Origin of the sequence: Flavobacterium granuli (genome assembly GCF_900129705.1) — a bacterium.
Taxonomy (GTDB): Bacteria; Bacteroidota; Bacteroidia; order Flavobacteriales; family Flavobacteriaceae; genus Flavobacterium; species Flavobacterium granuli.
In genome coordinates this window covers 69,556-93,067 of record NZ_FQWO01000008.1, presented here as the reverse complement: position 1 = coordinate 93,067, position 23,512 = coordinate 69,556, and the positions used below count along the sequence as shown (strand labels likewise).

Sequence of the window (23,512 nt, the reverse complement as noted above, 5' to 3'; positions counted from 1 at the left end):
AATACACACTTCTAATTAAATGCCAAATATAAACCAATTATATTCGCTTTTTCTAATGGGAAACCTTTAATTTTTGTTAAATCCTCAACATCTTTAAGATCCCCATTCATACTTCTATACATTACAATTTCCTTTGCTAACGCATATTTAAAATACGGAAACTGAGCAATTTCCTTTAACGAAGCATTATTTATATCTATTTTTTTGATATCCGGCAAAGCCGAAATCTTAAACCGAGCATTAAGCTTTTCAATTACCTCAGGCGACAATCCCCAAACATCCTCCATCTGATTCATTGAAACAAATCCACCAAGACTCTCCTTCAATTTTAAGATACGAACAGAAATCACCTCGCCTATCCCATAAACTTTCATCAAATCTTCCTTGGTAGCTGTATTGATATCTACCAAAACAAACTTTTCCTTTTTTGAAAAAACATTATCCTTATAATCTATATACTCCATAGACTCTTTTTGCTTGTTCACCCAATCCGGGAATTTAAAATAAGGAGCCATTGCATTCAAAAGAGAATCTGAAACTTTAGTGACATTTTGAAATTCTTTTGCTGAATTAACAAACTTCCCTGATTTTCTATATACAAGAAGCCTATCGATTTCTTCAACTGACATTCCAAGTTTATACCCTTTATAATCTGTAATAAAATTGGGATTGAAAAGATAAATTTTAAATACACGTTTCGAATTCGCTTCTTTCATCGAATCAATTTCTGACTGAACAGAAAGCCACTTCTGCTTTTCAGGAAAATTTTTCATCGTTGGATTAAATCCAATAAAAAAACAAATCGAATGCAAGACTATAATAATTATAAATAATGAGAAAATCCCTGCACTTTGTGATTTCGAAAATTTAAAATAAGTACTCGCTTTTTTCAAATCCATTTATAACAAAATTATGATTACTAAACTTATAATATGACCACCCTTACGACACGAATTAGCAAACCTTAAATTTATTAAAAATAACACAAAATCAATAACTTAAACACAATAATTCAATAACCACTGGCTTAACATTGAATTTTTCACAAGATTAACAACAGAAATATACTTATTTCAGAACAAAGCAGCAGATTGAAATTAAAAAACAACAATATTTACCTATAAAACTAAATTATTGTTTTAATATTTTACAAAAAAGAATACATTTGAGACTTAAAAACAATAAAACCCATAAATATATGTCAATTTGGAAAACAAAACCACTATCGGTTTTACTAAACGAAGCGTCAGAAGATGAGAAAGGATTAAAAAGAACTTTATCTTCTCGATCCCTTGTAGCTCTAGGAGTTGGAGCAATAATTGGTGCTGGATTATTTTCATTAACCGGAATCGCAGCCGCAGACAATGCAGGACCTGCAGTAACCTTATCCTTCATCTTAGCAGCGATAGGTTGTGCCTTTGCTGGATTGTGCTACGCCGAATTTGCATCTATGATTCCCGTTGCAGGTAGTGCTTATACTTATTCCTATGCAACAATGGGAGAGTTTGTTGCTTGGATTATCGGATGGGATTTAGTTCTTGAATATGCTCTTGGGGCCGCAACAGTAGCAGTGAGCTGGTCTCAATACGTAGATAAATTCCTCGGCACTTATGGACTCCATATTCCCCAAGAAATTCTCCATGGACCATGGGATGAAAAACCCGGACTCATCAATTTACCCGCCATATTAATTATTTTTACACTATCTCTATTATTGATTAGAGGCACAAAAGAATCTGCTTTATTAAACAACATTTTGGTTATTCTAAAAGTAACTGTTGTTATTGTGTTCATTGGCTTAGGATGGGGTTTTATTGATGGAGCAAATCATACACCATTTATTCCTGTAAATGAAGGCGAAGCCCTTTTGAGCTCAGGAAAGATGACGTTTTTAAATTTCTTTAGTAGCGATTACTTTGGTCATTATGGCTGGAGTGGTATTCTAAGAGGCGCAGGAGTAGTATTTTTTGCATTTATAGGATTTGACGCTGTTTCTACAGCTGCACAAGAAGCAAAAGATCCACAAAGGGGTATGCCAATTGGTATATTAGGATCGTTAATAGTTTGTACCATTTTATATGTTTTATTTGCTTTTGTTTTGACTGGTTTAGAAAACTACCTTGAGTTTAAAGGTGATGCAAGCCCAGTAACTACAGCGTTTGCTAAGACAGGTTATACATTCTTAAACTCAGCATTAACAATTGCAATTATTGCAGGATATACCTCTGTAATGTTAGTGATGTTGATGGGGCAAAGTAGAGTTTTCTACAGTATGAGTATTGATGGATTATTACCTAAATTTTTCAGTACATTACATACAAAAAATAGAACACCATACAAAACAAACCTACTTTTCATGGTTTTTGTTAGTTTGTTTGCCGGCTTTGTACCTGTAAGCGATTTAGGACATATGGTAAGTATTGGAACATTATTTGCGTTTGCTCTTGTATGTATTGGAGTTATTGTAATGAGAAAAACTAATCCCAACGCAGTAAGAGGCTTTAGAGTTCCATTTGTACCAGTATTTCCTATTGTAGGAGTTATCATCTGTCTAATCTTAATGGCTGGATTACCTATTGAAAGCTGGGAAAGACTTGCAATTTGGATGGGAATCGGTGTTGCTCTTTATTTTTTATATGGAAAGAAAAACAGTAAATTAAACAATCCTGACAAATAATTTAATACTGAAATAAAAAGGGCTATAGAGTATTTAATACTTTATAGCCCTTTTTATGTTAACTATTTTCTACAAATCAAAAACGGAAGTCCTTTTGGCTCGAATCAGATCTTTTAAACGAATCCAAAAAGCCAAAGTCAAATACACCCCAAATCCCAATCCTGCCGTAACAAAAGAAATATAAATAAAAAAAAGCCTCACATTAGTCACCCGCATTCCTAATTTATCAGCTAGCCTAGAGGACACATGAAAACCATATTTTTCAAAAAAGAACTTTAGCTTAATTACTAATGACATTTTAAATGATTTAAATTTAAAGGCAAAATTACAAAAATAATACAATTCTATCCTTTTAATTACTTCTTAATAAATCGATTCCAACGGCGCATTCCAAACATCTATTCATAGCGCAGTACTCATTTTTAAGCTGTAAAAGAGATTGAGATTCAAAAGCATTCTTGGGTTTTATTCCAAAAAAAATAAATTTATCCATAACCGCATTCTTCTCTGGCACGACTCCGTTTAATAATTTTATTAAGTCTTCCGAAATTTCTGCACCTTGACTTCTGGCATAAGCGAACTGAATCGGGATTATTGTATTGATGATGATTAAATCAACAAAAGCCTTAGAAAGCTTTTTTTTCTTCTTTGGGCTTACTTTATCAAACTGGTAATGATTTTCCCAATATATCGAACTAGAGACTTGAAAAATTTTATAAATATCCTCAACTGTACTTGGGTTTTGTAATTTCGAAAAAAGATTGTGATGATTATGATATAAATTAGCCAATTGAGAAAGTCGGATTGTAGGAAAATTATCAGGCCGATGTTTAAAAAACTGAACAGCCACACGACTGTTTTCATCTAATTGATATTTATGCCGCAAATAAGAGAATCTGCTTTTTAAATCTTTAAAATAATTATCTTCCTTTTCTGAATCCAATAAACCTGCATAACCAAAAAACAGTGCTTCCAGATTTTCGACTTCACTACTTTCTTTTCTTATAACCGAAAAAGGAATCGATTGGGCTATTCTCAGAAAAAATTCCCCATTGGTATTAAGTCCGAAGTTTTTTGCTAATACACAAAACAAAACTGCTTCCCAATCATTATTAGTGGTTTCCAACAACTCAAACACAGGTTTTGATTTTCTTTCCAAACGTTCAAAAAACAATCGTTCTTGCCAATTTTTAAAAGTAAATTCCTCAATTTCTTTTATTTGCTTTTCGCAAAAAATCCAGGATTTAGGCGACACAAGCGACTCATAATTTGACAAAACTTTTGAGTCAACATAATTCTTAAGCTCCAAAACAGGAATCTCGGAATTATTTTTCCTAAAAACAGCAGTATCATGTTCCCAAACTACGTGTAGAATTACATTTTCATAAGCCTGATCATTTTCGTGATGATGCACATACCAATCTGAAGATTTAAGATGAATTTCAACATTTCCAGCCCATTTTTGATTTCCAATAATCATTTGGGCATTAAAAAAATCTGGCCCGGCTAATTCGAGATATTGCCCAACATTAACAATGGTAATTTCCTCACCAGCTGATGTTTTTAAATTTAAAGCCTCAAATTTCTTAAATTTCCACAGATAATGGAGAAAATCTTCTTTCATCGCATCATTTTTAAATAAATACCTCAAAATGAATCATCTAAAGTATAAAATAATAATGAATTTTCATTACAATTATTTATTTGCAATCAAGCTTTAAAAACATACAGAAATTTCATTACACTTTATTTATATTTGTAATTCAACAACTATTTCAATGAAAAATTATTACATCCTACTCCTTGCGCTTTGCGTAATCTTACCAATTCAGGCACAAAAAAAACCAAAATCAATAAAAGTAAGCTATCTAAAAAGTTCTAACGGGAAAGTTTTCGAAAACCAAGATCCAATACTACTTTTTACTTCTGAACAAATCAGCCTAGTTAGCACCGAAAAAATCAGGCTTCAAAAAGCCGATTTTCCAGTTGAACAAGTTTTTGTTGATTTTCAATTGAAAACCATTTCACAATTAGCTCAATTCAAAAATCAAAGCACTGTTTTAAGCGTTGATAGTGTGGCTTTGGGAAAACAAAACTTCACATTTAGTGCCGAAACCAGAAAAATATTAGGTTACAACTGCAAGAAAGCCACAACCTCAATCAATTCCAATACGATAGAATTATGGTACACTGATGAGTTGAATCTAAAAGGAGCGCCTACAGCTTTAGGACAAGATCTTGGCTTGGTACTAGAAATGGTTCGCAATGGAAACAGCAAAGTGACCGCCAACAAAATAGAAATATTAAAAAATGTTCCAGCATTTCTAAAACTTCCTAATCCCCAACCCAAAATAGTAGATCAGCTGACGTATAAAGACCTGCTTTGGAAAAGCCGTTTCACTTCTATTCCAATTTTCGAAAAAGAAATCATCAACTTCTCAGATGCAGCGCAATCTAACGATAGCATTCTGCGATTTGCCAATGGTACTATCATTGTCAAGAAAGTACGTTTTCCTAAAATCAAAAAAGGAAGTTCTGTTTTTGTAGATGTCACGGAACAATCTAACGGTGATGCCTACGACAGAACTGGTTCTGTATTTGTAATTCCTACTGACAAAAATATTTCGTTCTTAGATGGTTTAAAAAACGGAGCCAAAACACTTCCTATTTATGAAAATGGAAATGGAGAAAAATACCAAGGAGTTGTTCGTACAGAAAATTATGCTCCTCTGCTGGAACTGATGCGTTTCTTCACCCCTTTTGGCGTAAAGCAATTCAACAATCTTCAATTAAAAAATAAAGTTTGGCAAGACAGCGTATATTATCGTCAAGAGATTTCAGAACTGCTTCCTGCCTTGGATGATCAAGAAGTGTGGATAGGGATGAATATAGGGAATTATGACAAAGGCGGTCATAAAGTGAGCCTGAATGTTTCTATTCATCAAGGTGATGACAGTCAAACGCAAAACAATTGGTTGCTGCCTCTTTTCAACACCAATAATGTCATGGAAATGGCCGGACAACAATATGCTACCATGTTCAATAGCGAGAAAGGTCTCGAACTAACATTTGAAGTGCCGGAAGGCAACAAAAATTACAAACTTCGCTACATCACCACCGGTCATGGCGGATGGGGAAATGGAGATGAATTTGTCCCAAAGAAGAATACGATATTAGTCGATTCGAAAGAGATTTTTGCTTTTACTCCCTGGCGTACTGATTGCGGCTCGTATCGCTTGAGTAATCCCGCTTCAGGGAATTTCGGCAATGGATTGTCTTCGTCTGATTTAAGCCGTTCTAACTGGTGCCCCGGTACCGTTACTCCGCCAGTCTATATTGACCTAGGAAAACTATCAGCCGGAAAGCACAGCATACAAGTTACAATTCCTCAAGGGGCTCCGGAAGGCTCCAGCTTTAGCTCTTGGAATATCTCCGGCTGTTTGATTGCAGAATAACCAACAGATTCGGATTTGTGTCAAATAATAGAAAGCGAACTATTTCAGCAAATACAATTTGGCACAAGCCCGAGCATCTGACAAAGCTTCATGATGATTGAGTTGGATTTTCATTTCGCGGCAACAATCACTTAATTTGGTTGGTTTCAACCCTTTGGCTTTGTATATTTTTACGGTGCATTCCCATCGAGAAGCAATATTCAAATCGGCATAATCCAAACCATAAAGCGCCATCGATTTGGCCAAGACATTACGATCAAAACTTTCGTTATGAGCTACAACAAGTTTATTTTTTAGCCGTTTTTCAATTTCGGGAAATACCTGTAGAAATGATTTTGCGTTAACTGTGTCTCTTGGATAAATTCCATGTACTTGAATCGTAAACGGAGAATAGAGATTATTAGGTGGTTTGATTAGGCTGACAAACTCATCTACAATAACTCCGTTTTCTACGGTAACAATACCTACTGAACAAGGATGGAAGGCTGTAGCGGTTTCAAAATCTATGGCGGTAAAAGTCAATTTGATCTAAGATTTAAGATTAAGATTTTTTTATTTCTGATTCACAAAAATACTATCAATTGTACAAGTTCAAAACATTCAGCTACTTTCTTTTTATTTCCACTTTTAAAGTTTCAGGTTTCTCTATTTTTAAGAAAAAAAATCAAACCATATTACACTAAAACAAAAAATCCTGCAAAGCCAAAAAACCTTGTAGGATTATATTATAAAAAACTTATTTCGAATCTTATTTTATCGAACCTATAATATCATATTTAGTGATAATGTGATGTCTGCCATTTCCTAAATCCAACAATACTGCTTGATTTTCTTTGGTAAACAGTTTAGAAACTTCTTCAATTGCAGTTCCTAATTTCACTATTGGATAAGCTTTCCCCATCACTTCGCGAATAGGTTTTTCAGCTGTATTTTTATCATTTACATAACTTTGAAACAAATCTGATTCATCAAGCGAACCCACAAAGCCGTTAATATCAATAACTGGAATTTGTGAAATTTTATATTTACGCATTCTTTCTATCGCATGCGAAACCAATTCTTCGGTGCGCGCAACAATCAAAGGTTTATCGATATGATCTTGGATTACATCCTCAGCCTTAGTGATGTTTTCATCAAGAAAACCACGCTCGCGCATCCAGTCGTCATTGAACATTTTCCCCACATAACGGCTTCCCGAATCATGAAATAAAACTACAACCACATCTTCTGGCTTAAAATGCTCTTTCAGTTGTAACAATCCTTTTACCGCAGCTCCTGCTGAATTCCCAACAAAAATGCCTTCTTCAAGAGCAATTTTACGGGTATACACTGCAGCATCTTTATCAGTGACTTTTGTAAAACCATCAATCAGCGAAAAGTCAACATTCTCAGGCAAAATATCCTCCCCGATTCCTTCGGTGATGTAGGAGTAAATTTCGTTCTCGTCAAAAATTCCGGTTTCATGGTACTTTTTAAACACCGATCCATAGGTATCAATTCCCCAGATTTTGATGTTTGGGTTTTTCTCTTTCAGATATTTTCCAATTCCCGAAATGGTTCCACCAGTTCCCACACCAGAAACAAAATGGGTGATTTTACCTTCGGTCTGTTTCCAAATTTCTGGACCTGTTTGTTCGTAATGCGCTAATGCATTAGATGGATTATCGTATTGGTTGACATACCAAGAATTTGGAGTTTCCTCGGCCAGTCTTTTCGAAACCGAATAATACGATCTAGGATCAGTAGGTTCAACATCAGTAGGACAAACAACCACCTTAGCACCAACGGCACGAAGGATGTCCATTTTTTCTTTAGACTGTTTATCTGATATCACACAGATTAATTTGTATCCTTTTATGATTGCCACTAAGGCCAATCCCATTCCAGTATTTCCAGAAGTTCCTTCGATGATGGTTCCGCCTGGTTTTAATCTTCCATCAGCCTCAGCGTCTTCAATCATTTTTACCGCCATTCTGTCTTTGACTGAATTCCCAGGGTTAAAAGTTTCAACTTTGGCCAGTACCAAAGCGTCTATTCCTTTGATCACTTTATTGAGTTTCACCAATGGTGTATTGCCAATTGTGCCTAATATATTTTCTTCGTATTGCATTGAATGATACGTTTAAGATTCTAAATTGTTATAAATAATTATGCAAAGATAGTATTTTGTTATAAAATATTAACTGATGATTGTTTTTGCGTTCACGATGGCAGCGGCATCCTTTAGCAGCTTTCTTTAAGCGGCTAAAGATATAGCGAACAGCGTGATGAAACGCCCAAGAATTAATTGAAAAAGTTCCAAATCAAACCAAATCGGATCATAAAATCACGATAAGGCATATTGGGTGCGGAATAGAAGTTATTTCCAGAAAATGAAGAATTAAAATGCTCCGCCTTTAGATAAATACGGGTTCTCTGAATTTTAGCGTTAATGAAAAAATCCAGGTTAGGATAATTCCCAATTTCCTTTTTGTTTTGGATAAAAAACTCTCCAATTACAGGATTGTAATCATTAGCCATGTATTTTGTAAAATAATTTAAAGTCACTCCGGTTTGCAAAAACAAGGCTTTTTTAAACATATAATTGGTGTAGTAAATCGTATTTCGAGTTACAATCTCGGGAACATTTAGAATGGCATCCATTTGATCCGTTTTTTGATACAAAAGTGTATTATTTAAGGCGAAATTCCCAAACTTAAACTCCTTAGCTACTTTTACCGAAACATAATTTATCGTTTTTCCGTACTGATTTGGAGTGATAATTTGTTCTTCATTATAAATGGCTGTGTTTTCAAAATACAAATGATCCCTGAGCGTCATTAATTGAACAGAAGCTTCAATCCAAGGCGTACTGGCATTGGCCACGATAGTATTTATTTTTTCATTCCTAAAATCATTGGACCAATTATACCCTATATAACTGCTTTGATACAAATTGTAATTATCATTTGGGAGCTTATTTAAGTTTTGGTATTTAAACGAAAATTGATAATCCTCATTTAAATCATATTGTAAATTGGCATCTAAATTAGACAATGACTGATTTGTAATTGATCTGGAATATAAAAAATTCCCTTTCCAACTGTTTTTTTGATATTCATATTGTCCGCCGGCGCTATTTATATTTCGACTCAACGAAGCCGGAATCGTCTTGTCATCTCGAATTAAAATTTGGTTATAATAGTAATTGCTTCTGAAATCATCTACAAAAAAATGAAACTTCCCTAGAGTTGTATTCTCATAAGTCAATCCCGCTTTATTGTACATTTTATTGTAACGGGTTTGATCGTTGATTCCGCTTGTCACATAAGAATCTCCAAAACGAAATACTGTTGCAGCACCTACAGTTGAAGGAACCGTTTCCTGATTGTACTCAAAAAACTTATTCTCATAATTAAACTGATGCGCCACATATAAATTGTTGGCTCCTTTTGTAGTATTGATTCTAAAAAAATGATCCAAAAATATTCTTTTCCCCTTTAGAAAAGACTTGGCATCGGTCAAATACACTTCTAACCTTTGTCGGTTATCATATTTAGAGTCTTCATTTTCAAAATCCGAAATAGTGGTAATTCCACCGTTTTCCTCATTCAAAATATCTTGATAGGTATAATGAGCATTCGCAAAATAACGTTCGTTTAACGTATTATAACTAGTGGTAAATCTAAAGTTTCCAGTACTTGCTAATTGATTGATGTATCTTCCAGTGGAACGCAAGCCTTTATAAGCAATAGAAAAATTAAGCCTTGGCGTAATATTCAACGTGAAAAAAGCATCCAAAGATTGTCCTTTTTCCATCACAGACTTAAAGTACAATTCGGTTACCGGAGTAGCCACTGAGCTGTATCTAATTTGGTTTGCCTCCAAGAAATTGAAGTGTTTGGCCTTAAAACCAATTTCTGGATAGGGAGAAAACTTCGTTAGACTATATTGTAGCGTATTGTAGGTTTGCCCCTCATTAGGGAAAGCTAAAAGTCCAAAATTATCCTTGCGTAAATAATTATGACTGTATTCTTTTTGTATCGTAAGCGAGGTATCTATATAGGTCGTATCGCGATCTAAAGTAATAAAACGATATTGATCTATGGTAGCTTGTTCTTTGGCTTTTTGCTCTTTAATGGATTCTGAATCTCCCCTCAAGGATTTTATTTTGTTCGTATTCTCCTTGGATCTTATTTGAGAAAACAACACTGTTGGCACTATTAAAAAATATAAAAAGAAGAGAATTCTCATTTGGAAGGATCTTATTAGGACTATTACAAGTATAATTTTATAGCGGCAAAGGTAAATGAAAAAAAATAAATCAAGATAAATAAAAAAACTGCCCGAAAATTACTTTTCGGACAGTTTTTCATAAACAACAATTTTAAAACCTACTTAATAGCCAGGATTTTGTTGTGGTCTTAAAGTTGGATTAGCATCTAATTCCAACTGTGGTAATGGCCATATAAACTTAAAGTTATCGTAAGTAAATGCATTAACACCTAATGCTCCTGTATAAGGAGTACCTAAAGCATAAGCAGCCAAAGCTGGAGCAGCTGTAGCAAAACCAGCATTAGCAATTTTTGCAGGAATACCACTAATTGGGAAATAAGCATCACCTTGCAATCTACTGATATCAGCCCAACGACGCCCTTCACAAATAAACTCAATTCTTCTTTCTTTTAGTATAGCTCCTAATAAATCAATATTAGTAGCAAAAGTTGCTGCTGTATAAGCCTGAGTTGATGGGCTTGCCAAAGAACGATTTCTAACAGAGTTCAACCTAGTTAAACCATTTGAAACATCATTACTTCTAGCATAAGCTTCAGCCATGTTCAAAGCTACTTCTGCATACCTAATGATAGGAGCTGCGTCCGTTTTATTAACACCATCTTTGTATTTCTTTGTGAATTTTGTATTTGGATAGTAAGCCGCATTACCAGTGACAATCATCGTTCCTTCAGTTCTTCTTTTATCATCTGCCAACCAACTTGGATCTCTCCAAATAATAGGACTAATAGCAATCAACCCACGTCCATTTGCAGCAGCTGGAATTGGTGGATGATACATGCTAGGCAAAGATCCATTTACACCCGGATTGTTTGTAGCTCCATTTGCAATAGAGAAAATAGATTCCGAATTTGAATTATTACTCGCGAAAGGAGTATCTGGATTGGCAGTCATAGTATATTTACCATCTAATTTGATCCCTTCCGAAATTACTTTGTCCCATTTACGCATATGCAAATAAACTCTTGTTTTATATGCAATCGCCGCTTCTTTTGAAATTCTTTCTATTTGTGCCGGACCTACTCTTTTGGTTTTAGAATAAAGCAATGCTTCTGCATCATCTAAATCTTTTAAGATTTTAGTATAACACTCAGCAACCGTATTCCTACCTTGAGCTAAACCTAATTCAATATTTGCAGGAGTTGAATAAGGAATTTCTCTGTATGGAACACCCAGATTAGCTCCATTATTATCTTGAAAAGGTCGTGCAAAGTGAATCAACAATTCATTATGAGTTATAGCTCTAAAAAACTTTGCTTGACCAATATAGTCATTTGCTAATTCTTGCGAAATAACTCCTGCAGCAGCAGCTTTTTCAACTCCTTCAATCACAATATTAGTTCTATTAATCAATCGATAACCGTCAGCCCAATAATAAACGTTATTGGCTGATGTAGCATCATAAGTACCTGTATAAGTCAATTGATAAAATGCTGCTAAGTTAACCACATCTTCACCCCTGTTATCACCCTGTTGAATAAATGCTGAGCCAAATATATATCCTCTGGCTCCAGCTCCATTATAATTACCTAATTCAGCAGCATTATACATACCAGTAACAGATAAATCGATTAATGCTGGAGTTTGAAACGCAACATTTTCAGATACACTATTAAAAGGGACTAATTCTATTACACTTTCTTCACTACAAGAAGTAAATAAAAGTGACACCATTGCAAACGGAATTACTAATTTAGTAATCGAGAATGATTTAAATTTATTTTTATTTTTCATTTTTTAATTATTTAAAATTAGAAACCTACATTAAGACCAATACTGAATATTCTGGATCTTGGAGTCCCATTATAATCGTTACCTAAAACTTCCATTTCAGGATCCAATCCTTTATAGTCCGTAATAATTAACAAGTTTTGTCCTTGTACAAAAAGTCTAAACTTTTCTAATCCAACCTTATCTAAAACTGTTTTAGGCAAATTATAACCTAATGTAACATTATCTAGTTTGATATAATCCCCTTTTTCAACAAAACGACTAGAAGCTTGATTAATATTGATAGTAGTTTCTCTATCATCTCTTAATCTTGGCGTCCATCCATCTCCAGGATTAGAGACACTCTGCCATCTTCCTAAGATCTCTGTGCCGTTATTATTAAAGCCTTGAGATAAAAGTTCACGTCTTGTTAAGTTATTAATTTTATTTCCTCCACTAAAACGGAACATAAAACCTAAATCAAAGTTCTTATAAGCCATATTAGAATTGAATGCGCCAAAATAAGTTGGCAATACATTACCTAAAATCTTTTTATCAGCTGCACCTAAAGAAGAAGCTTTTGTTATGTCTGTTGGATTATTTGGATCAAAAACTCTGTATGCTTGAGAATCTATATCTCCTTGAACCAATGTACCATTTCCTTTATAAAAAACAGGATTACCATTAGCAGGATTTACACCCCAGTAGTTAAAGCCATATAAAACATAAGGCGACTCACCTTCTCTCAATAAGTTATTACCTGTATTATAAGAGTTTGCATCAACAAAATTAATATCCTGTCCATTAACCAGTTTTTCTACTTTACTTTTCACTAAAGATAAGTTAGCACTTAGTGTCCATTCAAAATTTTCGTTTTTAAAAGCAGATGCTTCAACAGAAAATTCATGACCTGAGTTTTTCAAAGAACCAACGTTTTTAGAAATATAATTCTCTGGAATACCAAGAGATAAAGGCTGAGGAACTTGTAAAATCAGCCCGTTTTGATTATTAATAAAGTAATCATAAGTTAACTTCAAACGATTGTTCAATAAAGACAAATCAGCTCCATAGTCATACTTCACAGAAGTTTCCCATTTTAACTGATCATTACCAGCTTGAGAATATCCTATACCATTATATTCAGCATACTTTGCATTATTATACAAACCTAAATATGGATAATTACCAATACTTGTATTACCAACTTCTGCATAGGAAGCTCTTAATTTAAAGTCTGAAATAACGTCTTCCAAAGAGCTCATGAAAGATTCTTTGCTAACTGTCCATCCTACAGAAGCTCCTGGAAAAGTACCCCATTTATTAGCTGTAGGCAATGAAGAAAGTCCATCTTTACGAATAGATCCTTGAAGGAAATATTTTCCTTGATAATTATAATTCAATCTACCGGCATAAGAGATAATCCCATTTTCAGTTATACCACCACCAGATAGTTGAGTTGCATAAGATCCAGTAATTAATCCTTTATTGAAAAAAGTATCAGATAAACCATTACCTCCACCATAAAAAGAACTAACTTTTTGCTTTTGAACCTCATAGATAGCTACTGCACTTACATTATGTGACTCCCCAAATGTTTTATTATATGACAATACATTTTGGGTATTCCAACGCGTTAAATTTGCAAAGTTATTTCTAACAGCTCCACCAACACTTGCACCATCACCATTAACAGGGTTTAAATAATTAAATCCTTCAGTTCCAATAGCATCAACACTTCCTTGAGTTTTAAAAGTCAAACTTGGTAAAATTTTAAAATCAGCAAACAAGCTCACTAATGATCTGTCTACTTTAGATTTATAAATATTATGATCTAAAACATAAACAATGTTAGGTAAATTATTAGCAATTACAGATAAATTCTGTCCTTGTCCCACTGTTGAGCCAGTAATATTATAACCTGTTGGATTATTAGCGTCATAGATCGGCGTATTTGGTAATTGACGCATTGAATTAAACATAAGACCAGACAATCCGCCTGCATTATCATTCAATCCGTTATTTTCAGTTCTAGACAAAGCCATATTAACACCTACATTTAACCAACTTTTAACTTTTTGATCTACATTTCCTCTAACATTATATCGAGTTTGGTTATTAGATCTAGCAATACCGTCTTGCTCATTATAACCAGTTGAAAAATAGTAATTAGTTTTTTCTGTAGAACCAGAAAGAGATAAATTATGATCTGTTTGAACAGCAGCAGAACGAAGAACGGCTTTTTGCCAGTTTGTATCAAACTCAGTACCTACAGCTAAAATGGAAGCTCCTCTATTGGTTCTTTTTTCATTTTGAATTGTAATAAAATCATTTGTTTTCAATAAATCCAAATAATCTATCGGCTTAGCAATTCCAGTATATGTATTATAATTAACTCTGAATTTGCCACCTTTCCCTTTTTTAGTTGTAATTAAAATTACCCCATTTGCTGCTCTGGAACCATAAATTGCAGTAGCAGATCCGTCTTTTAAAACTTCCGTCGATTCAATATCCGCCGGATTAATATCACCTAAAGCATTCGTGTTTGCATATCCTCCAACATCGCCAGTGAAAATTGGAACTCCATCAACAACAACTAATGGATAGCTACCTGAAGTAATAGATCCTACTCCCCTAATTCTTATTCTAGGAGCTTGTCCTAAAACGCCAGAATTAGTAGTAACCTGCACCCCAGCAGCTCTACCTGCTAATTGAGACTCAAAACTTGGAGTTGCAAGATTAGCTATAGCATCTCCTTTAATTTGTGAGATTGAGCCCGTAACATCCTTCTTTTTTTGAACTCCATAACCAACTACTACCACCTCTTCTAGAGCTTGGGAAGCCGATGTCAATTTCACATTAACAGTATTAGAAGCTCCAACAGTTACAGATGAATTATTCATCCCTATAAAAGAGAACACCAAAACATCTCCCACTTTGGCTCTTACTGAATACTTACCGTCAAAATCTGTTTGAACACCTATTTTGGTTCCTTTAACAATTACGTTTGCACCAGGAATAGGACCTGTTGCATCTGAAACAACTCCGTTTACGGTTTTCTCTTGAGCAAAAGAAAACTGCATAGATAACGCTAGCAATAGCGTAAAAATCCATTTGAATTTTAATCTCATATTAATTTATTTGAATTAGTTATCCCACAAAAATCATAATTATATCTTAAAGAACCAAATGTTTTTGGATTTTAAATAATTATATCATTTATACTATTTTAACCATAAAAAAACACTATAAAATCAAATATTAACTTCAAAAAAACATATAAATTAACTAAATTTAAAAAAAACCACAATAGACAAACTTTTTACAAATAACTAAAAAAAACAAATACACCCTAAAAAATCAAAAAAAAACTTAAAAAATTAAAAAAAACCAAAATAAAAAACTTAAAAAAAAAAAAAAAAAAAAAATAAAAAAAAAAAAAAAAAAAAAAAAAAAAAACATAATTTAAATTCATTTTTTTTTCAATCAAAAGAAACACAACTAATTGCGTTTAACAAAAAAAAAAAAAAAAAAACCACCTAACAAAAGTTAGATGGTTTTACGATGAGCCGGCGGAGGGACTCGAACCCACGACCTGCTGATTACAAATCAGCTGCTCTAGCCAACTGAGCTACGCTGGCGTCTCATTTCGGGTGCAAATATACAGCGGTTTTTTAATTATCCAAAATAAATTTGCGCTTTTTTATCCTTTTTTAAGACTACAATTCGTTGATTTTAGCAATCAATTGATTAGCAGTTTGTTCTAATTCAACATTGATTTGTTTGAAGTGCGCTTTTTTGTTTTCAACGTTTTTAGCGTTCACTTTTGCGATCAAAACATCAAAAGCAGCAATAGCTTCATCTATTAAATCATTAGTTTCTGTTGTAGGTTTTCCAGTTGTAGAAATTTCAAACAAATAAACTGCTTCAATAATATCTCCTAAAACGTAGTTGATGTCTTTTTTTAAATTCTTAACGTTTGCCATTTTTCTTTAATTTTAATTTGCGTCTGCAAAAGTACACATAATCTTTCTATTAACGACTATTAAATCTAATTTTCTAAAAATGACGTTTTTCGATCAAAAAAAACCTCTCTATTAAAAACCAATTTAAACTATTTCGCACGACCTTCACTAATTTCTCTAATCATTTCTAACGCCCTTGGCATGTGCTTTGCGGCCATCATACTATCAAAAATCAATTTTATAACTCCGTTTCTATCTACGACATAAGTAACTCGACCAGGAAGTAGTCCAAATATATTTGAAGGCACTCCAAAAAGCTTTCTGATATTTTTATCACTATCAGATAATAATATAAAAGGCAACTTATATTGTTTAGCAAACTTTTGATGCGAATCGACACTGTCGCTGCTAATACCGATAACTTCGGCACCTAAATCTTTGAAATCTTCATATTGATCGCGAAAACCACAGGCCTCAGCAGTACAACCTGGAGTATTGTCTTTTGGATAAAAATAAATGACCAAAGGTTTTTTCTCGATTAGCTCTCTACTGTCAAAATCATCCCCTTTAGCATCTTTAGCCAAAAAATCAGGAATTCTATCACCTATCTTTAGTGCCATTATTCTCCTTTATAGGTTACAAAATTACGAGGCGTTTCATAGAGAACTACTTCTAAATCAAACTCTGACTTAATTCTCTTTCTGATTTTATTCCAAATCACCACTACAATATTTTCTGCTGTTGGATTTAGATTTTTAAATTCAGGAACGTCCAAATTCAGGTTTTTATGATCGAACTGACTCTCGACTTCTTCTCTTATAATATCGGATAAAATCTTGACATCCATAACAAATCCTGTTTCCTGATTAACTTGACCTGTAACACTAACAATCAAATCATAATTGTGTCCATGAAAATTAGGATTATTGCATTTGCCAAAAACAGCATCATTTTGCTCAAATGTCCAGTCCTTTCGATACAATCGGTGGGCCGCATTGAAATGTGCCTTTCTACTTATGGTTACTCTCATGTTGAAATTTAGGGTTTAAGATTCTACATCTAGGATTGTGTATCCTAAATTTTATGGTCTTCCAAAAAATGATAAAACTCGTCGAAAATTATTTTAAACCAAACTGTATAGATTTCAGGATGGACTTCCATATCTTTTTTTACCTCGTCAATAGCCATCCATTTCCAACTTTCGACTTCATCCTTATTTATTATCGGACTTTCATCATAATACCCGATCATTACGTGATCGAGTTCATGTTCTGTCAAACCATTATCAAAAGGCGCTTTGTATATAAAGTGAAATAACTCCTTAAGCTCCGTGTTGAAACCCATTTCTTCAAATAGTCGACGATTTCCTGCTTCAATGTTAGTCTCTCCTTCCCTTTGATGGCTGCAACATGTGTTAGTCCATAACAATGGAGAATGGTATTTGTGATGAGCACGCTGTTGTAGCATGATTTCATTTTTACTATTCAAAACAAAAACCGAAAAAGCACGGTGTAAAACTGCCTTTTCATGTGCCTCTAATTTAGGCATCAAACCAATTTGCTCATCGGCTTGGTTGACTAATATTACGTTTTCTTCTATCATATCATTTTTTAGCAACACAAAAATACAAAAAAGATAATCATTGACAGGGGCTTTAACATTCTCTTTCTATTTGTTTAGTTTAAACCAATATTCGCAAAGAAAAACACCATCACAGCTTTATCGTTTTATTACTATTACTATAAACGCCAGAACTTAAAAACCAAAAATCGATTTTTATCGTAATTAACAATAGTTAAAACTTGCACAAAGAGCTGTTAAATTGTAAAACAAACGACATTTAATAACAATTTAGCAACTTAAATTTGTAATATACAATCACCAAAGATCTTTACCCTATGAAAACAACCTCATTTTTAAGCCTTCTGTTTTTGCTTCCCCTATTCATATTTACTGCTTGTGGACAAACAGCAAACAAACAATACAAATCTCAAAAACATACTATCATGGAAAATAAAATCAGCAAACCGGAAAACCCCTATTATTCAAACACAGACACTACAAAACTAAATTTGACGGATGCCGAATGGAAAAAAGTATTAACCGAAGATGTTTATGAAGTAATGCGCCATGCTGATACCGAAAGACCTTTTACAGGAAAATACTGGAATACCGATGAAAAAGGAACCTATTATTGTGCTGCTTGTGGTAATAAATTATTTCGATCCGGAGCTAAATTTGCCAGCAATTGTGGTTGGCCCAGCTTTTTTGAACAGGACAATAAAAATAGCGTAGTATATAAAAATGATAATTCACTAGGAATGGAACGAATCGAAGCACTTTGTGGCAGATGCGGCGGACATCTTGGACACCTTTTTGACGATGGCCCTGCCCCAACCGGAAAAAGATATTGCATGAATTCCATCGCACTTGATTTTATACCTGATACTAAATAACTATGAGAAAATTAATTTTATTAAGCCTGTTTCTAACTGCTACCATGTTTGGACAAAATAACAAAACTGATAAAAAATCCAATCTTGAAACAATCACCCTAGGTGGCGGGTGTTACTGGTGCGTTGAAGCTGTTTATGAAAACTTAAAAGGAGTCAAATCAGTACTATCTGGTTTTTCAGGAGGAAAAAATGCCAATCCAAGCTACCAAGAGGTTTCAACAGGCAAAACAGGATATGCAGAAGTGGTTCAAATAACCTATGATAAAACGGTCACTAACTTAGACGAAATATTCAGAGTCTTCTTTACCGTTCACGATCCCACTACACTCAACCGCCAAGGCGCAGATGTTGGCCCCCAATACCGATCTGTTATTTTTTATAAAAACGAAGAACAAAAACTAGCGGCGCAAAATATTATCAATGCTTTGAACAAAGCAAAAATTTACGAACATACTATAGTGACGGCATTAGAACCATTCAAAAACTTTTACAAAGCCGAAGATTATCATCAAAACTATTATGAGAACAATAAAAATCAGCCCTATTGCAGGATGGTCATTCAACCCAAAATAGAGAAATTTGAAAAACTATTCAAAGATCGATTGAAAACTAAAAAATGATTCTGAAACCTCGATTACTTAGTATTCGAGGTTTTTTTATTCAGGCTTTCTCCAATCATTAAGGCACATTTTTCGCCATCAATGGCTGCTGAGATAATACCTCCAGCATAACCAGCTCCTTCACCACAAGGATACAAGCCTTTTATTTGCAAATGTTCGTATGTAAATGGATCTCTCGGAATACGCACCGGCGAAGAAGTTCTTGATTCAGGCGCATGAAGTATGGCTTCATTCGTCAAATAGCCTTTCATCGATTTTCCAAACTCAGAAAAACCTTCTCGCAATATTTGGGTCAAAAAGCCGGGAAAAACTTGTCCCATCTCGACCGAGGTGGTCCCAGGAACATAGGATGTTTTTGGAATAGTTGCCGAAACTTTATTTTTTGTAAAATCTAGCATTCGTTGTGCTGGCACTTTTTGAGTCTCACCAGCTAAATGCCATGCCTTTTGCTCGATACTTTTTTGGAATTCCATTCCTGCCAGAGCTCCAAATTTTGCATAAGGCTTAAAATCTTCCAATTTTAATTCGATAACAATACCGGAATTAGCAGTCGCCTGATCCCTTTTTGACGGAGACCAACCGTTAGTTACCACTTCGCCGGGACTCGTGGCGCAGGGCGCAATCACTCCTCCAGGACACATACAAAAGGAATACATTCCTCTACCTCCCACTTGTTTCACTATACTATAAGGAGCGGGTGGCAATAATTCTCCTCGATAATCACAGCTATACTGAATACTATCGATTAAAGATTGCGGATGCTCTGCTCTTACCCCTAAAGCAAAAGATTTCGCCTCAATAAATATTTTCTTTCTATCCAATAACTCAAAAATATCACGCGCAGAATGCCCTGTAGCCAAAATCATTTTGTTAGCCAAAATAGATTCCCCTTTTTGAGTTACCACTCCTTGAACTTCATTATTTTTTACCAAAATATCAGTTACACGAGTTTCAAACAATACCTGTCCTCCGCATTCAATAATTTTTTCTCGTATATCCTGAATAATTTGAGGCAACTTATTAGTTCCAATGTGCGGATGGGCATCCACCAAAATATCTGGAGTAGCCCCATAAGCAACAAACAATTCCAAAATTCGGGTTACATCTCCTCTTTTTTTAGAACGAGTGTATAATTTCCCATCTGAATAAGTTCCAGCTCCGCCTTCTCCAAAACAATAATTAGAATCCTCATTAACCACATGATCTACATTGATGGCTTTTAGATCACGACGGCGACCGCGAACATCTTTCCCTCTTTCAATCAAAACCGGTTTCAATCCCAATTCAATTAATTGCAAAGCGGCAAAAAGTCCAGCAGGACCGGCACCTACCACAATAACCTCTTGGGCTGTTGCTACATTTTTATATTCAGGAAGTTGAAATTTTGTTTCCTGAAATGGTTCATTATTGGAATAAACCGACACTTTCAAATTAATTTTTATCGTTTTTTGACGCGCATCAATCGAACGCTTTAATATGGAAACATGCTGAATTTCTTTTGGAGAAACCTTAATTTGTTTTCCAATGTAATCTTTTAGCAACAATTCATTTGCAGCTATTTCTGGGGATACTTGTAATAGGAGTTCTTGAGGCATTTTTTTAATTGCGAGATTTTTAGATTATATGTTTTTTAGAAGTTCTAAAATAATCTGGATACAAAAGTACTATTTTGTATTGAATTCTCGATATTCAATAGGAAAACCATTTTCAAATTTAAAAATGAAACATTTTAAAATAAGACTTTGTAACTTTGCTTTTTTACACTTACAACCTTAAAAATGTCCAGACAAATAAAATTAATTTGGGATTTCCGTGGCCCAACTTCTGCAAAAACAGCCGAACATCACGAGATTCATTTAAAAGAATACATTGCAGCCGAAAAATTACTTTTAAATATCACAGGTTTTGAAGTATATGGAGAAATGCATGCTATTGCCTACATGGTAGTAAACGATGAGAACATGCTTCAAGTTCGTGATGCATTAAAACCCCATCGCGGTGTCTTATTTGAATAGTTTTCAGTTCCTAATTTTCAGAAAACAGACTACAGACTACAGATAGCAAAAAAAAGAATTCAGATTAAGTCTTTAACACCTCAATCTGAATTCTGCTTTCTAAAATCTGTAAACCGTATACTAATTTGCTACTTCACTGATAAATTTAATTCGCATCAGGCGCAATTCATCAATATCATAATCTCCTTCAAATTCCTTTAAAGCATCCTCGATTTTATCAGTTGTGGACTCCATAAAATAGTCATGAATTTCTTCTTGCTGATCTTCATCAAGCATATCGTCAATCCAATATTTTATGTTCAACTTTGTTCCTGCATAAACAATTTGTTCCATTTCCTTAATTAAACTATCCATTGTTAAGCCTTTTGCTTTGGCAATGTCATCCAAAGACAGTTTTCTGTCAATATTTTGAATAATATAGAGTTTATTTGCCGAGTTGACTCCTGTGGATTTCACCACCAAATCATCCGGGCGGATGATATCGTTATCAGCTACGTAATGGCTAATTAAATCTATAAAATCTCTACCGTATTTCTTTGCCTTTCCTTCACCTACCCCGTGAATATTAATTAACTCTTCCAATGAAATTGGGTACTTAAGCGCCATATCTTCAAGAGAAGGATCTTGAAAAACCACAAAAGGAGGAACTCCTAATTTCTTAGCTACTTTTTTACGCAAATCTCGCAACATGCCCATTAATACTTCATCAGCAGTTCCCGTTGATTTGGCTGCAGTTACAATAGCCTCATCTTCACTTTCATTGTATTCATGATCTTCGGACATCATAAAAGAGACTGGTTTTTTTATAAAATCTAAACCTGCCTTAGTAATCTTTACTATCCCATAAGTTTCTATATCTTTAGATAAATAACCTGCTACAAGCACTTGTCGAAGCAAAGCCATCCAATATTTCTCATCATGGTCAGCACCGGACCCAAAAAAAGATTGAGAATCAGTCCTATGTGCTTTTATCACTGCATTAACACGTCCTATTAAAGTAAAAACGATCTCTTTGGATTTGTATAAATGTTTGGTATCTCTTACTATTTCCAACAATTTAACTACCTGATCCTTAGCTTCAATTTTCGTCTTCGGATTCCTAATATTGTCATCCATATCCGCTCCTTCGCCTGTTTCGCTGTCGAATTCTTCTCCAAAATAATGCAGTAGAAATTTTCTTCGGGACATGGAAGTCTCTGCATAAGCTACTACTTCCTGCAATAAGGCAAAACCTATCTCTTGTTCAGCAACTGGTTTTCCCGACATGAATTTTTCCAGTTTCTCTACATCTTTATACGAGTAATAGGCTAAACAATGTCCTTCACCACCATCACGACCGGCACGACCCGTTTCCTGATAATAACTTTCTAATGATTTAGGAATATCATGGTGAATAACAAAACGCACATCTGGCTTATCAATTCCCATCCCAAAAGCAATTGTTGCCACAACTACATCTACATCTTCCATCAGAAACATATCCTGATGCTTGGCTCTGGTTTTAGCATCTAATCCGGCATGATAAGGCACGGCACTTATTCCGTTTACCTGCAACACCTCGGCAATAGCCTCCACTTTTTTACGGCTCAAACAGTAAATAATTCCCGACTTCCCTTTGTGTTGTCTTATAAAACGAATGATATCCGCTTCTATATTTTTGGTTTTTGTACGTACTTCGTAATACAGATTAGGCCTGTTGAATGATGCTTTAAAAGTAGTTGCATCAGACATATCTAAATTCTTTAAGATATCTTCCTGAACTTTTGGAGTAGCTGTTGCTGTTAAACCTATAATAGGCACATCATCACCTAACTGCTTTATAATATGTTTCAAGTTTCTATACTCTGGCCTAAAATCATGCCCCCACTCTGAGATACAATGTGCTTCATCTATAGCTACAAAAGAAACAGTCACACTTTTCAAAAAAAGAACATTCTCTTCTTTAATTAAAGATTCCGGTGCGACATACAATAATTTAGTCAAACCGGAACTAATATCCTTTTTGACCTGTGCAATTTCTGTTTTTGTAAGGGAAGAATTTAAAACATGTGCAATTCCATTTTCCGAAGACAAACTTCTTATGGCATCCACCTGGTTTTTCATTAAAGCGATTAAAGGCGAAACTACGATAGCAGTTCCTTCCTGAATTAAAGCGGGCAATTGGTAACAAAGCGACTTTCCGCCACCTGTTGGCATAATAACAAATGTATTTTGTTTGTTAAGAATACTTTTAATAACCTGTTCTTGTAACCCCTTAAATTGGCTAAAGCCAAAATATTTTTTTAATTCTTTGTGGATATCAATTTCGTTTGAATTCATTCTTGATTATGTGGTATTTTGTATAA

Annotated in this window: 19 protein-coding genes and 1 tRNA gene; 5 read left to right on the top strand and 15 right to left on the bottom strand. The window is 34.3% G+C overall.

Going from position 1 to position 23,512, the window contains the following annotated elements; genetic code table 11:
- Positions 1–11 precede the first annotated feature (11 nt).
- Complete coding sequence (locus BUB25_RS11385; RefSeq protein ID WP_072944408.1) at positions 12–899, bottom strand: ComEA family DNA-binding protein; 888 nt, start codon at positions 897–899, stop codon at positions 12–14.
- A 299-nt stretch (positions 900–1,198) separates the two neighbouring features.
- Between BUB25_RS11385 and BUB25_RS11380 the strand changes: the two genes are divergently transcribed.
- Entirely contained in the window at positions 1,199–2,677 is a 1,479-nt protein-coding gene (locus BUB25_RS11380) for an amino acid permease (protein WP_072944406.1), read from the top strand.
- 69 nt (positions 2,678–2,746) lie between these two features.
- Here the strand turns inward: BUB25_RS11380 and BUB25_RS11375 are convergent, their stop codons facing one another.
- Both BUB25_RS11375 and BUB25_RS11370 read right to left on the bottom strand, forming a co-directional pair.
- Positions 2,747–2,974 carry a PspC family transcriptional regulator gene (locus BUB25_RS11375; RefSeq protein WP_072944404.1) on the bottom strand — a complete coding sequence of 76 codons (228 nt, stop codon included), beginning with the start codon at positions 2,972–2,974 and terminating at the stop codon, positions 2,747–2,749.
- Between the two features lie 55 nt (positions 2,975–3,029).
- On the bottom strand, positions 3,030–4,301 hold the full coding sequence (locus tag BUB25_RS11370) for a DUF2851 family protein (RefSeq protein WP_072944402.1): 1,272 nt from the start codon (positions 4,299–4,301) through the stop codon (positions 3,030–3,032).
- Between the two features lie 154 nt (positions 4,302–4,455).
- Here BUB25_RS11370 and BUB25_RS11365 point away from each other — a divergent pair, with 154 nt between their 5' ends.
- Positions 4,456–6,132, top strand: coding sequence for a GLPGLI family protein (locus BUB25_RS11365; RefSeq protein ID WP_072944400.1), 1,677 nt, complete (start codon positions 4,456–4,458; stop codon positions 6,130–6,132).
- 39 nt (positions 6,133–6,171) lie between these two features.
- On the opposite strand, the gene BUB25_RS11360 is transcribed toward BUB25_RS11365, so the two are convergent.
- The 10 genes from BUB25_RS11360 to idi all read right to left on the bottom strand — a co-directional run bounded on the left by BUB25_RS11360 (position 6,172) and on the right by idi (position 17,678).
- Positions 6,172–6,654, bottom strand: a complete 483-nt coding sequence (locus tag BUB25_RS11360) for a 3'-5' exonuclease (protein WP_072944398.1) — start codon at positions 6,652–6,654, stop codon at positions 6,172–6,174.
- 226 nt (positions 6,655–6,880) lie between these two features.
- The gene (locus BUB25_RS11350) at positions 6,881–8,242 is read right to left on the bottom strand and encodes a pyridoxal-phosphate dependent enzyme (protein WP_072944393.1); all 1,362 of its coding nucleotides are present in this window, start codon (positions 8,240–8,242) and stop codon (positions 6,881–6,883) included.
- A 173-nt stretch (positions 8,243–8,415) separates the two neighbouring features.
- Positions 8,416–10,365: a putative porin gene (locus tag BUB25_RS11345; protein WP_072944391.1), complete on the bottom strand. Its 1,950-nt coding sequence runs from the start codon at positions 10,363–10,365 to the stop codon at positions 8,416–8,418.
- A 144-nt stretch (positions 10,366–10,509) separates the two neighbouring features.
- Complete coding sequence (locus BUB25_RS11340; RefSeq protein WP_072944389.1) at positions 10,510–12,138, bottom strand: RagB/SusD family nutrient uptake outer membrane protein; 1,629 nt, start codon at positions 12,136–12,138, stop codon at positions 10,510–10,512.
- A 17-nt stretch (positions 12,139–12,155) separates the two neighbouring features.
- Entirely contained in the window at positions 12,156–15,242 is a 3,087-nt protein-coding gene (locus BUB25_RS11335; RefSeq protein WP_072944387.1) for a SusC/RagA family TonB-linked outer membrane protein, read from the bottom strand.
- Between the two features lie 436 nt (positions 15,243–15,678).
- Positions 15,679–15,752, bottom strand: a tRNA-Thr gene (locus BUB25_RS11330).
- Positions 15,753–15,830: 78 nt separating this feature from the next.
- Complete coding sequence (locus tag BUB25_RS11325; protein WP_072944384.1) at positions 15,831–16,097, bottom strand: hypothetical protein; 267 nt, start codon at positions 16,095–16,097, stop codon at positions 15,831–15,833.
- 128 nt (positions 16,098–16,225) lie between these two features.
- The gene (locus tag BUB25_RS11320) at positions 16,226–16,696 is read right to left on the bottom strand and encodes a peroxiredoxin (protein ID WP_072944382.1); all 471 of its coding nucleotides are present in this window, start codon (positions 16,694–16,696) and stop codon (positions 16,226–16,228) included.
- Complete coding sequence (locus tag BUB25_RS11315; RefSeq protein ID WP_072944379.1) at positions 16,696–17,106, bottom strand: 6-pyruvoyl trahydropterin synthase family protein; 411 nt, start codon at positions 17,104–17,106, stop codon at positions 16,696–16,698. The genes BUB25_RS11320 and BUB25_RS11315 overlap by 1 nt, the downstream gene beginning before the upstream one ends.
- Positions 17,107–17,150: 44 nt before the next feature.
- Positions 17,151–17,678 (bottom strand): isopentenyl-diphosphate Delta-isomerase, encoded by a 528-nt coding sequence (gene idi, locus BUB25_RS11310; RefSeq protein ID WP_072944377.1) that lies wholly within the window; start codon positions 17,676–17,678, stop codon positions 17,151–17,153.
- Between the two features lie 296 nt (positions 17,679–17,974).
- On the opposite strand from idi, the gene msrB reads away from it, so the two are divergent.
- Positions 17,975–18,532 carry a peptide-methionine (R)-S-oxide reductase MsrB gene (gene msrB / locus BUB25_RS11305; RefSeq protein WP_072944375.1) on the top strand — a complete coding sequence of 186 codons (558 nt, stop codon included), beginning with the start codon at positions 17,975–17,977 and terminating at the stop codon, positions 18,530–18,532.
- 2 nt (positions 18,533–18,534) lie between these two features.
- Positions 18,535–19,152: a peptide-methionine (S)-S-oxide reductase MsrA gene (gene msrA, locus BUB25_RS11300; RefSeq protein WP_072944373.1), complete on the top strand. Its 618-nt coding sequence runs from the start codon at positions 18,535–18,537 to the stop codon at positions 19,150–19,152.
- 14 nt (positions 19,153–19,166) lie between these two features.
- Here the strand turns inward: msrA and BUB25_RS11295 are convergent, their stop codons facing one another.
- Positions 19,167–20,747 carry an NAD(P)/FAD-dependent oxidoreductase gene (locus tag BUB25_RS11295; RefSeq protein WP_072944371.1) on the bottom strand — a complete coding sequence of 527 codons (1,581 nt, stop codon included), beginning with the start codon at positions 20,745–20,747 and terminating at the stop codon, positions 19,167–19,169.
- A 183-nt stretch (positions 20,748–20,930) separates the two neighbouring features.
- Here BUB25_RS11295 and BUB25_RS11290 point away from each other — a divergent pair, with 183 nt between their 5' ends.
- Positions 20,931–21,167 carry a hypothetical protein gene (locus tag BUB25_RS11290; RefSeq protein WP_072944369.1) on the top strand — a complete coding sequence of 79 codons (237 nt, stop codon included), beginning with the start codon at positions 20,931–20,933 and terminating at the stop codon, positions 21,165–21,167.
- 120 nt (positions 21,168–21,287) lie between these two features.
- Here the strand turns inward: BUB25_RS11290 and BUB25_RS11285 are convergent, their stop codons facing one another.
- A complete protein-coding gene (locus tag BUB25_RS11285; RefSeq protein ID WP_072944367.1) occupies positions 21,288–23,486 on the bottom strand; it encodes an ATP-dependent DNA helicase RecQ in 2,199 nt (732 codons plus the stop codon).
- Positions 23,487–23,512 lie beyond the last annotated feature (26 nt).

What these genes read in the sequence shown, in the direction of transcription:
- BUB25_RS11340 (WP_072944389.1), bottom strand. Translation starts at nt 12,138, where the DNA reads ATGAAAAATAAAAATAAATTTAAATCATTCTCGATTACTAAATTAGTA.
- BUB25_RS11380 (WP_072944406.1), top strand. Translation starts at nt 1,199, where the DNA reads ATGTCAATTTGGAAAACAAAACCACTATCGGTTTTACTAAACGAAGCG.
- BUB25_RS11345 (WP_072944391.1), bottom strand. Translation starts at nt 10,365, where the DNA reads ATGAGAATTCTCTTCTTTTTATATTTTTTAATAGTGCCAACAGTGTTG.
- BUB25_RS11320 (WP_072944382.1), bottom strand. Translation starts at nt 16,696, where the DNA reads ATGGCACTAAAGATAGGTGATAGAATTCCTGATTTTTTGGCTAAAGAT.
- BUB25_RS11385 (WP_072944408.1), bottom strand. Translation starts at nt 899, where the DNA reads ATGGATTTGAAAAAAGCGAGTACTTATTTTAAATTTTCGAAATCACAA.
- BUB25_RS11295 (WP_072944371.1), bottom strand. Translation starts at nt 20,747, where the DNA reads ATGCCTCAAGAACTCCTATTACAAGTATCCCCAGAAATAGCTGCAAAT.
- BUB25_RS11335 (WP_072944387.1), bottom strand. Translation starts at nt 15,242, where the DNA reads ATGAGATTAAAATTCAAATGGATTTTTACGCTATTGCTAGCGTTATCT.
- BUB25_RS11290 (WP_072944369.1), top strand. Translation starts at nt 20,931, where the DNA reads ATGTCCAGACAAATAAAATTAATTTGGGATTTCCGTGGCCCAACTTCT.
- idi (WP_072944377.1), bottom strand. Translation starts at nt 17,678, where the DNA reads ATGATAGAAGAAAACGTAATATTAGTCAACCAAGCCGATGAGCAAATT.
- BUB25_RS11285 (WP_072944367.1), bottom strand. Translation starts at nt 23,486, where the DNA reads ATGAATTCAAACGAAATTGATATCCACAAAGAATTAAAAAAATATTTT.
- BUB25_RS11350 (WP_072944393.1), bottom strand. Translation starts at nt 8,242, where the DNA reads ATGCAATACGAAGAAAATATATTAGGCACAATTGGCAATACACCATTG.
- BUB25_RS11315 (WP_072944379.1), bottom strand. Translation starts at nt 17,106, where the DNA reads ATGAGAGTAACCATAAGTAGAAAGGCACATTTCAATGCGGCCCACCGA.
- msrA (WP_072944373.1), top strand. Translation starts at nt 18,535, where the DNA reads ATGAGAAAATTAATTTTATTAAGCCTGTTTCTAACTGCTACCATGTTT.
- msrB (WP_072944375.1), top strand. Translation starts at nt 17,975, where the DNA reads ATGAAAACAACCTCATTTTTAAGCCTTCTGTTTTTGCTTCCCCTATTC.
- BUB25_RS11365 (WP_072944400.1), top strand. Translation starts at nt 4,456, where the DNA reads ATGAAAAATTATTACATCCTACTCCTTGCGCTTTGCGTAATCTTACCA.
- BUB25_RS11325 (WP_072944384.1), bottom strand. Translation starts at nt 16,097, where the DNA reads ATGGCAAACGTTAAGAATTTAAAAAAAGACATCAACTACGTTTTAGGA.
- BUB25_RS11375 (WP_072944404.1), bottom strand. Translation starts at nt 2,974, where the DNA reads ATGTCATTAGTAATTAAGCTAAAGTTCTTTTTTGAAAAATATGGTTTT.
- BUB25_RS11370 (WP_072944402.1), bottom strand. Translation starts at nt 4,301, where the DNA reads ATGAAAGAAGATTTTCTCCATTATCTGTGGAAATTTAAGAAATTTGAG.